At 61.3% G+C, this 12,994-nt stretch carries 12 protein-coding genes; 9 read left to right on the top strand and 3 right to left on the bottom strand.

The genetic code is table 11. The features are described 5' to 3' along the window. Positions 1-79: 79 nt before the first annotated feature. Positions 80-541, bottom strand: coding sequence for a hypothetical protein (locus AACS24_RS10030; RefSeq protein WP_108573484.1), 462 nt, complete (start codon positions 539-541; stop codon positions 80-82). A 39-nt stretch (positions 542-580) separates the two neighbouring features. Beyond that, positions 581-1,957: an aminotransferase-like domain-containing protein gene (locus tag AACS24_RS10025; RefSeq protein ID WP_108573482.1), complete on the bottom strand. Its 1,377-nt coding sequence runs from the start codon at positions 1,955-1,957 to the stop codon at positions 581-583. A 118-nt stretch (positions 1,958-2,075) separates the two neighbouring features. Between AACS24_RS10025 and AACS24_RS10020 the strand changes: the two genes are divergently transcribed. The 8 genes from AACS24_RS10020 to AACS24_RS09985 all read left to right on the top strand — a co-directional run bounded on the left by AACS24_RS10020 (position 2,076) and on the right by AACS24_RS09985 (position 10,128). Next, complete coding sequence (locus AACS24_RS10020) at positions 2,076-2,672, top strand: LysE family translocator (protein ID WP_108573480.1); 597 nt, start codon at positions 2,076-2,078, stop codon at positions 2,670-2,672. Between the two features lie 118 nt (positions 2,673-2,790). Continuing rightward, positions 2,791-3,381, top strand: coding sequence for a LysE family translocator (locus AACS24_RS10015; RefSeq protein WP_108573478.1), 591 nt, complete (start codon positions 2,791-2,793; stop codon positions 3,379-3,381). Between the two features lie 126 nt (positions 3,382-3,507). Continuing rightward, positions 3,508-4,206: an aspartate/glutamate racemase family protein gene (locus AACS24_RS10010; protein ID WP_108573476.1), complete on the top strand. Its 699-nt coding sequence runs from the start codon at positions 3,508-3,510 to the stop codon at positions 4,204-4,206. Between the two features lie 130 nt (positions 4,207-4,336). Continuing rightward, entirely contained in the window at positions 4,337-5,443 is a 1,107-nt protein-coding gene (locus AACS24_RS10005; RefSeq protein ID WP_033113764.1) for a 1-acyl-sn-glycerol-3-phosphate acyltransferase, read from the top strand. 306 nt (positions 5,444-5,749) lie between these two features. Then, on the top strand, positions 5,750-6,220 hold the full coding sequence (locus AACS24_RS10000; RefSeq protein WP_071912874.1) for a YhcH/YjgK/YiaL family protein: 471 nt from the start codon (positions 5,750-5,752) through the stop codon (positions 6,218-6,220). A 221-nt stretch (positions 6,221-6,441) separates the two neighbouring features. Next, positions 6,442-7,641, top strand: coding sequence for an acetate kinase (locus AACS24_RS09995; RefSeq protein WP_033113766.1), 1,200 nt, complete (start codon positions 6,442-6,444; stop codon positions 7,639-7,641). A 132-nt stretch (positions 7,642-7,773) separates the two neighbouring features. Beyond that, positions 7,774-9,015: a mechanosensitive ion channel family protein gene (locus tag AACS24_RS09990; RefSeq protein WP_108573474.1), complete on the top strand. Its 1,242-nt coding sequence runs from the start codon at positions 7,774-7,776 to the stop codon at positions 9,013-9,015. 186 nt (positions 9,016-9,201) lie between these two features. After that, entirely contained in the window at positions 9,202-10,128 is a 927-nt protein-coding gene (locus tag AACS24_RS09985) for a L,D-transpeptidase family protein (RefSeq protein ID WP_033113768.1), read from the top strand. Between the two features lie 78 nt (positions 10,129-10,206). Here AACS24_RS09985 and AACS24_RS09980 read toward each other — a convergent pair whose 3' ends face one another. Next, positions 10,207-11,100, bottom strand: a complete 894-nt coding sequence (locus AACS24_RS09980; protein ID WP_108573473.1) for a VirK/YbjX family protein — start codon at positions 11,098-11,100, stop codon at positions 10,207-10,209. A 323-nt stretch (positions 11,101-11,423) separates the two neighbouring features. On the opposite strand from AACS24_RS09980, the gene putP reads away from it, so the two are divergent. Next, positions 11,424-12,941 (top strand): sodium/proline symporter PutP, encoded by a 1,518-nt coding sequence (putP, locus tag AACS24_RS09975; RefSeq protein ID WP_108573471.1) that lies wholly within the window; start codon positions 11,424-11,426, stop codon positions 12,939-12,941. Positions 12,942-12,994 lie beyond the last annotated feature (53 nt).

Here is a 12,994-nt window from a genome sequence, read left to right as displayed (position 1 = left end):
GACACTTGGGCCCAGTCTTGGGCGGGTGAAAAGTTGACAGTAGTCAGCAGCGTGCGGGATGGGGCATGATGAGCAGTTATCACATCTTGCTTGTCTTGGCCGGGAAGCTGCACTCGGTCTGCCTGATCATGCGCTCCCCTTCTCCCCCGGCACCTTGCCAGCTTAGTTCGAGCTGCCCGAGGTGGCCAAGGTGGCGCAGCTCGAATTCGTAGCGCTGGCAGGGATTATCCAGCGGCAGGGTGCTCATCCCCGCCGGTAACCGGTAGTCATAGCTGAGCCGCGGCCCATCCTGCAGCTGGCTGCGAATCGGCACCAATCCCTCCGGCGTGGGGGTTGGTGCCTTCAGATAGCGGCGCAAGCTGAGCGGTGCATCGATCGCCTTCTGATAGTTGAGGCCGTTCATGGCCGCCAGCTCTTCCTCCAGCCGTTGCAGCTCCCCCTCCAGACCCGTGATGACTACCCCCAGCTGTTGATGGGCTGGCGAGGCGCACCCGCCCAGCAGCAGGGTTGAGGCGAGCAGGGTGGCTCTGAAGCGGGGCATGGTATCTCCTTGACGGGTCACTGTGGTTGGCAGGGCAGACTATAGCAGGGGATTGCTGGGGGGCGTGCCCCGCAGCAGCTGGGCCAGCCGCTCCAGCCCTTCGGCTACGCGGGCATCGGTAGCGGGCTGGCTCAGGCTCAGGCGTACCCCCTGCGGGGCGGCAAACTGGCCGGCGGCGAAGTGTTCCCCGCTCGCTACCCCGACGTCAAGGGCATCGGCTGCGGCGGCGAACTCCTGACTGCGCCACGGCTCGGGCAGCGGCAGCCAGGCGTGCATGCTGCCCGGCTGCCAGCGCGCGCCGGGCAGCAGGTGGCGCAGCAGCTCGCCACGACGTGCCAGAGTCTGCCGCTGCTCGCGGATCAGCTGGTCGATCCCCGGCTGGCTCACCAGCTGGCAGGCCAGCTCGACCAGCAGGGGGCTCACCATCCAGCTGGAGAGGCGCATCGCCTGGGCGAAGGCCTGCTTGAGGTGGTCAGGCGCCAGCACGAAGCCGACCCGCATGCCGCCGCAGGCGATCTTGGCCAGACTGCCGAGGTAGATGACCCGCTCCGGCGCCAGATTGACCAGCGGCACCTGATGGGGCTCCGGCAGCAGGCCGTTGACGTCATCCTCGATGATCAGCAGATCGTGCCGGCGGGCAATAGCGACGATGGCCTCGCGCCGCGCCAGCGACATGGTGGCGGTGGTGGGATTTTGCAGGGTAGGGGTGAGGTAGAGCACTCTGGCTCGCCGGCTGCGGCAGGCTGCCTCCAACGCATCGGGCAGCAGTCCCTCCTCATCCATGGCAAGGCCGATGACCTGATTCTTCAGCTGGCGGGCATTGCCCAGCATGCCGGGATAGCTGAGCCCCTCGCACATCAGACTCTCGCCGACACAGCCGGTTGCCAGCATGGCCAGCATGATGCCGTGCTGGGCTCCGTGGCTGAACAGCAGTCGCTCCTCTTGCGCTGCAATGCCCTGCCTTGTCAGCCACTCGATAAAGCGCTGGCGCTGATCCGGCTGGCCCGCCTCCTTGCCATAACCGAGCAGCAGATTGAGATCCCCCTGACTCAGGTTTTCCAGCAGCGGGCGGATCAGCGCGGCTCGATCGAGCTGCACCGGCAGGTTCTGCCACAACTCGATGCGCGGCCCCTCCTCGGTGCGGATTACCCACTGATTGGCGGGATTCGTGCTCGCTCCTTTAACCCAGGTGCCGTGGCCGACCCGTGCGGCGACCAGCCCGCGCCGTTCCGCTTCGCTGTAGGCGCGGGTGATTGTGCCTACCGTGACCCCCAGCTTGTCCGCCAGCGCCCTGTGAGTGGGCAGACGAGTTTGGGCCGGCAGCGAGCCATCCAAAATGGCCTGCTCGATGGCGCTGGCCAGTCTGAGGTAGAGGGGGCCATCGAAGGCGGAGAGATCCGGTGTCCAGATTGTCATGGTGACAATAAATCCATTGATCGAAACGTGAGGGCAATATAGCGTGAATTTCAACCTTATAACAACCGTTGAAGGTTGATTGTATCGATACAATCTACTTTCAAGAGAGGAGTCGCTTATGACGTTCGAATGGTATGCCACCCTGTTTGGCTTCGCTGTGCTCACCTGCGGCACGCCCGGCCCCAATAACTTGATGCTGACGGCCTCCGGCGCCAACTTTGGCGTGCGGCGCACCCTGCCACACCTGTTTGGCGTAGCGCTGGGGCAACCTGTGCTGCAGCTGGTGCTGGCGCTGGGGCTCTATCCCCTGTTCGAGCACTGGCCCTTGCTGCGCCTCGGCTTGCAGATCTTCGGCAGCCTCTATCTGTTGTGGTTGGCCTGGCGTATCGCGGTAGCGGGCGCGCCGGGGGATCCGGCGCGGAGTGCCCGTCCGCTGACCCTGCTGGAGGGGTTGGGGTTCCAGTTTCTCAACCCCAAGGCGTGGATGATGGGGATCTCCGCCATCAGTCTGTTCAGCCTGCCCGGCGCCAGTTACTGGCCGAGTCAGCTGGCGGTGATGGTCATGTTTGTGCTGGTGGCGCTGCCGGTCTGCTTTGTCTGGGTGCTGTTCGGCCATCAGCTGAGCAACTGGATCAGCTCGGATCGGGGCTGGCGGCGGCTCAACGGTTCCCTCGGTCTGCTTACCGCTCTCTGCGTGGTGATGCTCTGGTATTGAGGCTTTTCTCGCCCGCTTTCTTCTTGTGGTCGGGCTGCGGGTTCTGCATATTGGTGGGCTGCTTTATCCGGCGGATTGTCTGGCAGACAGTCCGATATGTGGTCTGAACGAGGTTGAGATGGATCTGAACTGGGTACTGCCCCTCGCGGGGTTTGCGCTGGTCACCTGCGGTACGCCGGGGCCAAACAATATGCTGCTCACCAGCGCCGGGGCGGCGCAGGGATTTCGCCGCACGCTGCCGCTGCTGGTGGGGGTGGTCGGGGGGATCAACCTGATGATCCTCGCTACCGCGCTGGGGCTTGGCGTGGTGTTCGAGAAGGTGCCGCTGTTGCACGACGGGCTCAAGCTTATTGGCTCGGCGTATTTGCTCTGGCTGGCGTGGAAGGTGGCGACTGCCAGCGGCCCGGCCGAGGGCAACCGGCCGCTCATTCCCGCCCATCAGGGGGCCATGCTGCAACTGCTCAACCCCAAGGCGTGGATGATGGCGCTCTCCGCCATCAGCGGTTTTACCCTGTCGGGAGAGGCCTACTGGCCATCCGCCATCTGGGTGCTCGCCATCTTCTTTGTGACCGGCCTCTATACCGGTGCTTTCTGGGTACTGTTCGGCGCCCAGGTGCGCCGTCTTATCCGCACCGCCCGTGGCTGGCGCCGTTTTAACCTCGGCATGGGGATCGCCACGGCGGCCTGCGTGCTGATGATCTGGATTTAGCCCGGGGTTTACCCGGGCCTTTACCGGCTGTCTTGTTGGCCCTGCGGGGCCTTTTTTATCTCGCCCGTATTGCCTTGCCTGCAAGGTGGTGTGGCACAGCCTTACCTTGGGATGAAAGGAGTTGTTATGAAATGTATCGGTCTGCTGGGTGGCATGAGCTGGGAGTCCACCGTCAGTTACTATCAGGCGCTCAACCGCGGGGTGCGGGCCAAGCTCGGTGGCTTGCACTCGGCGCGGGTGCTGCTCAACAGTGTCGACTTTGCCGTTATCGAGCGGCTGCAGCATGCCGGTGACTGGCCAGCCACTGCCCGCCTGCTGGCGACCGAAGCGCGCAGACTGCAGGATGGCGGCGCCGATTTCTTGCTGATCGGCACCAACACCATGCACAAGGTGGCGCCCGAGATTGAGGCCGCCATCGACATCCCGCTGCTCCATATCGCCGATGCCACCGCGCGCCGCCTGCAAGCGGACGGGATACAAAGGGTCGGCCTGCTCGGCACCCGCTTTACCATGGAGCAGGATTTCTACAAGGGACGGCTGCAGGCGCACTTCGGGCTGGAGGTGCTGGTGCCTGTCGAGGCTGAGCGGGAGCTGGTCCATCGCATCATCTATGACGAACTCTGTCTGGGCGAGATCCGCGACGCATCGCGCGCCGAGTATCTGGCCATTATCGAGGGGCTGGCGGCTGCCGGCGCCGAGGCGGTGATCCTCGGTTGCACCGAGATTGCCCTGCTGGTCGGGGAGGTGCAGGCGGCCGTGCCGCTCTACGACACCACCGCCATTCATGCCGAGGCTGCCGTCACCCTGGCCCTGATATCCGATTAATTAACTGGTCAGATCTCACTATTCATGCTTGTCTCATACCCCTTGCCATAAAAGCGTGTAAAATTGCGCCCTGAATTTTCCCCGGCCAACGCGGGTTGGCTGCGGTTTCCTAGCATGCAAGGCTGACATTGTGACTGAAGTTGACAGATTCGCGGATATTCGCCCTTACCGCGATGAAGAAGTGCCGGCGGCCATCGAACGGCTGATCCAGGATGATGAATTTATCGGTGCCATCGCCAAATACCGTTTTGGCTCCCTGATGAGCTGGCTGGGCTGGGCCATTCGCCCGTTGATCCGCCAAGTGCTGCGCTACAAGTGGTCAAAAGTGACCACAGTGCATCAGGTGCAGGTCGGGGTGACCAACTATATGTCCCGGATGATCGCTACCTCCACCAAGGGGGTGACCTTCTCGGGGATCGAGCATCTGAAGAAGGAGCAGGGCTACCTGTTCGTTTCCAACCACAGGGACATCGCCATGGATCCGGCCTTCGTCAACTGGGGTCTCTATACCCACGGTTTTGACACGGTCCGCATCGCCATCGGCGACAACCTGCTGCGTAAACCCTGCGCCACCGAGCTGATGAAGCTCAACAAGAGCTTTATCGTCAAGCGCTCCGCCAAGGGGCCGCGGGAGATGATGAAGGCGCTCGGCGAGCTCTCCGCCTACATCGGCCAGTCGGTGCATGAAGGCCACTCCATCTGGATCGCCCAGAAGGAAGGGCGCGCCAAGAATGGCGATGACAAGACGGATCCGGCCATCCTCAAGATGTTCTACGTCGACGGCAAGAAGCAGAAGATCGATTTCGTCGACTACATGCGCAGCCTCAATATCGTGCCGGTCAGCATCAGCTACGAGCTGGACCCCACCGACAAGGCGAAGGCACGCGAGCTCTACGAGAAGTCGGTCAACGGCAGCTACGAGAAGGGCGAGTTCGAGGATATCGAGAGCATCGTTGCCGGCATCGTCGGCATGAAGGGGCGGGTACACGTTGCCTTCGGCGCGCCGATTACCGAGGGCTTCAGCGATCCGGATGAGCTGGCGGCGCTGATCGACAAGGCGATCTGGAGCAGCTACCGCCTCTTCCCGAGCAACTATCTGGCGGCAGATGTCTCCGGCAAGGCCAACACCATCGAGCAGGCGGCCTTCCTGACCCGTCAGTCGGAGGTGCCGGAAGAGCACAAGGCAATCTGGCGTGCCATGTATGCCAAACCGGTAGAAAACGCCGGCAAGGCTTGAATGAAACCGGTTGCGTGAAAAAAACGGGAGCAGATGCTCCCGTTTTTGCGTCTGGTCAAAGTCGCCGGCAAAAGGGTGGTGAATAATATGGTTTCAGCTGGTACGATCACCCGAAAAATGGGGTTCACGCTCTTGGCAACCACCGGATGAGTGTGTAACAGTGCCCCAATATGCTGAATGTGAGCATTAGCTCTAATCCCTCTGCACGGATCGCCGGGGGCATTATCGAAGGACCTGTAACAGGTCCTTTTTCATTGGGCGGCAAAGATGCCGCGCAGATATACCTAACAGGAAGATGCTCGCACCATGATCACCGGTAGCCTGAATACTTTGCAGCGTACGCCGCTGCCTGCCCCGCTGGATCGCATCATGGTTGAGGTGGTCAAAAGCGTTGCCCTCTGGCGCGAGGCGCCCCTTGGCAAGAGCGAGATCGACGGCCTCAAGCTGTTCTGTCTGGTGAGCGAGGAGATGACCGAGCCGGCTGCGGATCGCCGTGGCGAGTTCCACCGCGACTATCTCGATATCCAGCTGCTGCTGGCAGGCGAAGAGTGGATCGGTGTCGGGCCTCATGAGTATGCAGACGAAGGTGCTGATCATCCCCATCCTGACCTCTGGTTTGTCGATGACGAGCAGACTACCTATCTGGCGCTGCAACCGGGCGATTTCGCTATCTTCTGGCCGGGCGAACTGCATCGCCCGCTCTGTACGCGCAACCAGCCCGCCAAAGTGAAGAAGCTGGTGGTCAAGGTACACCGGGATCTGCTGGCCATCGCCTGAGCATCCCCATTGAAGCGAGCCCTGCGCAGCTGATGCGTCGAGACTCGCAAGCATTGAAACGAGTGATACGCACCACAAGTGGCGATGACTCTTTCAAGAGCAAGAATTGAAAAATTGGACGCACCCTCCTGCGACCATAAGCCCCCGGCAGGGGAATCCCATCCTCTTTTGGATGACACGACACTGTCGGCATAAAGCCGAAGCACAGGAAGATGTAGAAAATGAGCAAGTTGGTACTGATCCTTAACTGCGGTAGCTCTTCCCTGAAATTTGCCGTAATGGACGCCGAAACAGGTGAGGACATGCTGTCCGGCCTGGCCGAATGCTTCAATCTGGATGATGCACGTATCAAATGGAAACTCCACGGGGTCAAGGGCGAAGCCATGCTGGGAGCGGGTGCCGCTCACCAGGAAGCGCTCGACCACATCGTGGGCCACATCCTGCCGCAGGATCCGTCTCTGGCCGGTCAGCTGGTGGCCATCGGCCATCGCATCGTACACGGTGGCGAGCAGTTCTCCCGTTCCGTTCGCATCGATGACAGCGTGATCGCCGGCATCGAAGCCGCTATCCCGTTCGCCCCGCTGCACAACCCGGCTCACCTCATCGGTATCCGCGCTGCGCTCAAGGTGTTCCCGCAACTGGCTGACAAGAACGTGGCCGTGTTCGACACCGCGTTCCACCAGACCCTGCCGCAGGAGGCCTACCTCTACGCGCTGCCTTACAAGCTCTACAGCGAGCACGGCATCCGTCGTTACGGCGCGCACGGCACCTCCCACCGCTACATCGCGGAAGAGGCGGCCAAAGAGCTGGGCAAGCCGCTGAACGAACTGAACATCATCAACTGCCACCTGGGCAACGGTGCTTCCGTTTGCGCCATCAAGAACGGCGAATCTGTTGACACCTCCATGGGCCTGACTCCGCTGGAAGGTCTGGCGATGGGCACCCGTTGTGGCGACATCGATCCAGCTGTGGTCTTCTTCATGCACGACCAGCTTGGTTACAGCGTGGAGCAGATCAACCACACCCTGACCCGTGAGTCCGGTCTGCTGGGTATGACCGAAGCGAGCAGCGACTGTCGCTATGTCACTACCAACTACGCTACCGACGCCGGTGCCAAGCGTGCGCTGGATGTCTTCACCTACCGTGTAGCCAAGTATGTCGGCGCCTACGCCGCTGCGATGGACGGTCGTCTGGACGCCGTGGTATTCACCGGTGGTATCGGTGAGAACGCCGCCATGGTGCGCGAGATGGTGCTGGCGCGTCTGGCCCTGTTCGGCTTCAAGGTGGACAAAGAGGCGAACAACGCTGCTGTACTGGGTGGCGAAGGCCGCATCACTACCGCCGACAGCCGTTGCGCCATGGTGATCCCGACCAACGAAGAGCTGGTCATCGCCCGCGATGCCCTGGGTCTGGTCGGCTAACGCCAATCGGTCTCATCACAACGCCCGGCTTTTGCCGGGCGTTGTCGTTTGTGGCGACCCGTTATTTGACTTGGAGGCTCGGGGCGTTACCCTGACGGCCACGTTTTGGCATTGCAGCATAGGGGGAGAGGAATGAAAGAGACGTTTTTTAACTGGCTGTCGGAGCTTGGGGTCGAGGTGACCGGCATGATGGGGCTGGTGATTGCGCTCGCTTTCATCCTCGTCACCTCGCTGCTGCTGCATATGATGTTGCACCGCTTTCTACTGGTGCGGCTGGTGGGCATTCTCGGCAGGGCCAAGCAGGTGTGGCTGCCACCCCAGTTGCAACAACGTCTCTTCTACCGGCTTGCTTTCGTCTTTCAGGGGGCCGTGCTGCTCGGTCAGGCGGAGATCTGGCTGCCGCGCAATTCCGACAGCCTGAAGCTTATCGAGATGTCGGCCCAGCTCTGGATCCTCTTCTTCCTGCTGCTCTCCTTCTTTACCCTGCTCGACTGCGTGCTGGCGGTGAGCCGCAACATCCGGCTGTGGCGGGATCTGCCTCTGCGCGGCATTTTCCAGGGGGCCAAGCTGGTGGGCAGCATTCTGGTCGGCATCCTGATGATTGCCCTGCTGCTTGGCAAGTCGCCGCTGTTCCTGTTCAGCGGTCTGGGCGCCATGACCGCGGTGCTGATGCTGGTGTTCAAGGATCCCATCCTCGGTCTGGTGGCAGGGATCCAGCTCTCTGCCAACCGGATGCTGAACGTTGGTGACTGGCTGCAGATGGATAAATATGGCGCCGATGGCGAGGTGACCGATATCGGCCTTACCACGGTCAAGGTGTCGAACTGGGACAAGACGGTCACCACCATTCCCACCTATGCCCTCATCTCCGACTCCTTCAAGAACTGGCAGGGGATGACCGAATCGGGTGGGCGGCGCATCAAGCGCAGCATCAATATCGACATGACCAGCGTGCGCTTCATGACGGCCGACGAGCAGTTGCAGCTCAAGCAGGCCCAGCTGCTGGCACCCTATCTCACCCGCAAGGAGCAGGAGCTGAGCAGTTACAACCAGCAGCTGAGCGATGCCTTGAGTTGCCCCATCAACGGCCGTCACCTCACCAACCTCGGCACCCTGCGCGCCTATCTGGATGCCTATCTGCGCGCCCATCCCGGCATTCGCAAGGATATGACCCTGATGGTGCGTCAGCTGGCGCCGACCTCTGACGGCTTGCCGCTGGAGATCTACTGCTTTACCGCGACCACCGCCTGGGCCGAGTACGAAGGGATCCAGGCCGATATTTTCGACCACATTTTCGCCATCATCGAGCAATTTCATCTGCGGTTGCACCAATCTCCCACTGGATACGATATGCGCTTCTGGCAGAAGGGATAAGCGGGCGACAGACAGGGGCTGGCGGCGGATAAAAAAAGCGATATTAATCGTCGACCCGCCGCTACTTGTCAGTTGAAATTTGCTTTGCAGAGGAGAAAAATGGCGGCCTTCTCTTCGCGCCCCTGATCCTCGTCTGATCAGCTGTCAGCCCAGAGATGTCAACTCAGTCATTATCATGGGAAAGTTATGAAGCTCCTTCGCAATAGTGTGGCAACACTCTGCTACAGCCTGCTGCTGACCGCTGCGCCGGTTTTCGCTGTTGAATATGCTCTGCCTGCGGCCAACAGCCGTCTGGTGGGGGAAAATCTGGAATACGTGGTCCCGGCCGAAGAGAACGGCCAGCCGCTGGAGGCCATTGCCGCAAAATTCCAGCTGGGGCTGACCAACATGATCGAAGCCAACCCCAAGGCTGACCCCCTGCTGGTGCAGACCGGCGAGAAGCTGGTGATCCCCCATCAGCTGATCCTGCCGGATGCGCCCCGTGAAGGGATCGTGCTGAACGTGGCCGAGATGCGCCTCTACTACTACCCGAAAGGCAAGAAGGTGGTGGAAGTGTTGCCCATCGGCATCGGCCAGCTGGGCACCGACACCCCGGAGAACTGGGTGACCAGCGTGCAGCGCAAGAAAGCGGGCCCGACCTGGACTCCGACTGCCAAGATGCATGCCGAATACGCCGCCCGTGGCGAGAGCCTGCCTGCGGTATGGCCGGCCGGCCCGGACAACCCCATGGGGCTGTTTGCGCTCTACATCGGCAAGATGTACGCCATCCACGGTACCAACGCCCAGTTCGGTATCGGCCTGCGGGTGAGCCACGGCTGTGTGCGTCTGCGCAACGATGACATCGAGTACCTGTTCAAGAAGGTACCGGTAGGCACTCGCGTCCAGTTCATCAACCAGCCGCTCAAGGCCTCTGTCGAGCCGGATGGCCGCCGCTATCTGGAAGTGCATCAGCCGCTTTCGCGCAGCGAGGAGGAGTTCAACTCCAGTCTGCCGGCACCGCTGCCGATGACTCCGGCTATCACCCGCTTCATTGCCCACGCCGACAGCGACTCCCAGCTGGTCAAACAGGCGCTGGAGCAGCGCAGCGGCATGCCGGTCGCCATCAACGGCTAATCCCGGCCATCGGCCACAAGAAAGGGCGAACAGCGTGCTGTTCGCCCTTTCTCTTTTCTGACTGTGTACGGGGCAGGATTAGCTGCGGCGCAGATTGTCGGTGAGCTCCCCGGCGAGCTGATCGAGCAGCTGGTAGCGCGCCTTGTAGCTGGCCCGCTTGCGGGAGGGGATCTCCTCCAGCGTCTTGCGTGGTATCTGCAGCGGCAGGCTCATCCAGAGTTCATCCATGACGTTGCCCTGATGCTCTTGCCACAGCCCATCCAGATCGAACTTGACCCGGCTGGCGGTGCGCTTGCTGCACTGGTAGACGTGACTTTGAGTGCGGATCCCTAGTAGGGTTTCACACCCCAGGCCACGGGCCAGTTCGGCCGCCATATAGACCAGCAGGGACATGGGACGCAGGCCGCCACACGCCTTGGTGACCAGCTTGATCTCTTCGCTCAACCCCTTGCCCCCTTGCAGCGAGCAGATCTCCAGCGTGGGCTGCGGCTCGCAGCGCAGGTTGAGGGCCATGAAGTAGAGCGCCGACTCGCCGAGCTTGAGGGTCAAGCTCATCTCCCCCTCTTTGGCCATGTGGGTCTGGTAATCGAGCTGCAGGGTGAGCGGCGTTGCAAGCTTGTCGCTCTGCCAGCTGGCGAGCTGTAAGCCGCTCTGGCTGTAGATCGCCTGCTGCTGCGCTTCGGGCAGGGCCCGTGCCAGCTGTTGATAGTGGGCGGTGATGAGCCCGGCGCGCAACCCCTTGCGCAGCCCCTTGTGGCGATAGGGGTGAATCGGCTTTTCCAGAATATCGGGGAAGCGGGTGATCGCCTGCGCCAGCAGCGGCAGCGTCTCCTGCTGGCGATAGAGGGCGCGGGCGCCCGGATGCAGCCAGAGGCGGCCAACGAATTTGGCTCGTCTGATGAGATGGCCCGACTCCTCTACTGGATGGAGACGGCGGGCAAGGGTACGCAGTTGTGACAGATGAGAGGACATAGGCGTGGCCCCGGTTCGTTGGATTCAGGGCGGCGAGTGTAGGAGGGGACGGGGAGGATGTAAAAAGCTCGATAGTAACAAAATGTGAAGATAAAACGCTCAATAGCAGCGACAAGAGCTCTGATCTCTCGCCAGGACGGAAAATGAAATTCGGCTCTATCTCCTTGATGTAGAGATGATTTGCTGCGCAAAGGTTTTTAATGTGTTTTCTGTTTGTTAATAAAGAGGTTGAGCCGATAGGGATGGGTGATTAAGCTAGGCCGGTTTTTAGGGACGAGCCCGTCATCAGAGCGGGTAAAAGATGAAATAAAACGGAGTTTTGCATGACAGCCAGCACACCCATGTTAATCACCTTTCTGGTGTACATCCTCGGGATGGTACTGATCGGCTTTGTTGCCTATCGCGCCACCCGCAACTTTGATGACTACATTCTGGGCGGCCGCCGGATGGGGAGCTGGGTCACCGCCCTCTCCGCCGGCGCCTCCGACATGAGCGGATGGCTGCTGATGGGCTTGCCGGGCGCCATCTTCATCAGCGGCATCTCCGAGAGCTGGATCGCCATCGGTTTGGTCATCGGTGCCTACCTCAACTGGCGTTGGGTGGCGGGCCGCCTGCGTGTTCATACCGAGAAGAACCGCAACGCCCTGACCCTGCCGGACTACTTCACCTACCGCTTCGAAGATCACAGCAAGGTGCTGCGCATCCTCTCGGCGCTGGTGATCCTGCTCTTCTTCACCATCTACTGCGCCTCCGGCGTGGTGGCCGGTGCCCGCCTGTTCGAGAGCACCTTCGGCATGGATTACAACACCGCCCTCTGGGTCGGTGCGGCCGCCACCATCACCTACACCTTCTTCGGCGGCTTCCTCGCGGTGAGCTGGACCGATACGGTGCAGGCGACCCTGATGATCTTCGCCCTGATCCTGACCCCTGTCTTCGTCATCATCGCCGTAGGCGGGGTAGACAGCGCCATGATCGAGGTGGCCGCCAAGAGCGCCAGCAACCTCGACATGTTCAAGAATCTGGACGTTATTGCCATCATCTCCCTGATGGCGTGGGGGCTCGGCTACTTCGGTCAGCCGCACATTCTGGCCCGCTTCATGGCGGCGGATTCCCACCACTCCATGGCCAATGCCCGTCGCATCAGCATGACCTGGATGATCTTCTGCCTTGGCGGTGCGGTGGCCATCGGCTTCTTCGGCCTGGCCTACTTCGCCCGCTTCCCGGAAGTGGCGGGCGGTGTCACCGGCAACCCGGAGCGGGTCTTTATCGAGCTCTCCAAGATCCTGTTCAACCCCTGGATCGCCGGCGTGCTGCTCTCGGCCATTCTGGCGGCGGTGATGAGTACCCTGAGCTGTCAGCTGCTGGTCTGCTCCAGCGCCATCACCGAGGATCTCTACAAGCCGTTCCTGCGCAAGAACGCCTCCCAGCGCGAGCTGGTGTGGGTAGGGCGGCTGATGGTGTTGGTCATCGCCCTGATCGCCATCGCCGTTGCCATGAATCCGGAGAACCGGGTGCTCGGGCTGGTGAGTTACGCCTGGGCCGGTTTTGGTGCCGCGTTCGGCCCTGTGGTGCTGCTCTCCGTGCTCTGGCCGCGAATGACCCGCAACGGCACGCTGGCCGGCATGCTGGTGGGCGCCATCACCGTCATCGTCTGGAAGCAGTTCGGCTGGCTGGGGTTGTATGAAATCATCCCGGGCTTCCTGTTTGCCTGTATCGCGATTGTAGCGGGCAGTCTGCTGGGAGAAGCTCCTTCGAAAACCATGCTGGAGCGTTTCCGCGAGGCCGAGGAGGAGTACAACACCCCGGCCGAGCTGGAAGGGGAGCCGGTCGCCGTCAACTGATAGCGGCACCTCCATTCTGACAATCAACCCCGCCCCGGCGCATCTTGACCACA

Origin of the sequence: Aeromonas sp. HMWF016, assembly GCF_963878195.1 — a bacterium.
In the GTDB taxonomy this organism is placed as follows: Bacteria; Pseudomonadota; Gammaproteobacteria; order Enterobacterales; family Aeromonadaceae; genus Aeromonas; species Aeromonas lacus.
The sequence above is the reverse complement of the archived record's forward strand: the minus strand, read 5'-3'. Positions and strand labels throughout refer to the sequence as shown.

What these genes read in the sequence shown, in the direction of transcription:
- AACS24_RS10010 (WP_108573476.1), top strand. Translation starts at nt 3,508, where the DNA reads ATGAAATGTATCGGTCTGCTGGGTGGCATGAGCTGGGAGTCCACCGTC.
- AACS24_RS10020 (WP_108573480.1), top strand. Translation starts at nt 2,076, where the DNA reads ATGACGTTCGAATGGTATGCCACCCTGTTTGGCTTCGCTGTGCTCACC.
- AACS24_RS09995 (WP_033113766.1), top strand. Translation starts at nt 6,442, where the DNA reads ATGAGCAAGTTGGTACTGATCCTTAACTGCGGTAGCTCTTCCCTGAAA.
- putP (WP_108573471.1), top strand. Translation starts at nt 11,424, where the DNA reads ATGACAGCCAGCACACCCATGTTAATCACCTTTCTGGTGTACATCCTC.
- AACS24_RS10025 (WP_108573482.1), bottom strand. Translation starts at nt 1,957, where the DNA reads ATGACAATCTGGACACCGGATCTCTCCGCCTTCGATGGCCCCCTCTAC.
- AACS24_RS10015 (WP_108573478.1), top strand. Translation starts at nt 2,791, where the DNA reads ATGGATCTGAACTGGGTACTGCCCCTCGCGGGGTTTGCGCTGGTCACC.
- AACS24_RS10030 (WP_108573484.1), bottom strand. Translation starts at nt 541, where the DNA reads ATGCCCCGCTTCAGAGCCACCCTGCTCGCCTCAACCCTGCTGCTGGGC.
- AACS24_RS09980 (WP_108573473.1), bottom strand. Translation starts at nt 11,100, where the DNA reads ATGTCCTCTCATCTGTCACAACTGCGTACCCTTGCCCGCCGTCTCCAT.
- AACS24_RS09990 (WP_108573474.1), top strand. Translation starts at nt 7,774, where the DNA reads ATGAAAGAGACGTTTTTTAACTGGCTGTCGGAGCTTGGGGTCGAGGTG.
- AACS24_RS09985 (WP_033113768.1), top strand. Translation starts at nt 9,202, where the DNA reads ATGAAGCTCCTTCGCAATAGTGTGGCAACACTCTGCTACAGCCTGCTG.
- AACS24_RS10000 (WP_071912874.1), top strand. Translation starts at nt 5,750, where the DNA reads ATGATCACCGGTAGCCTGAATACTTTGCAGCGTACGCCGCTGCCTGCC.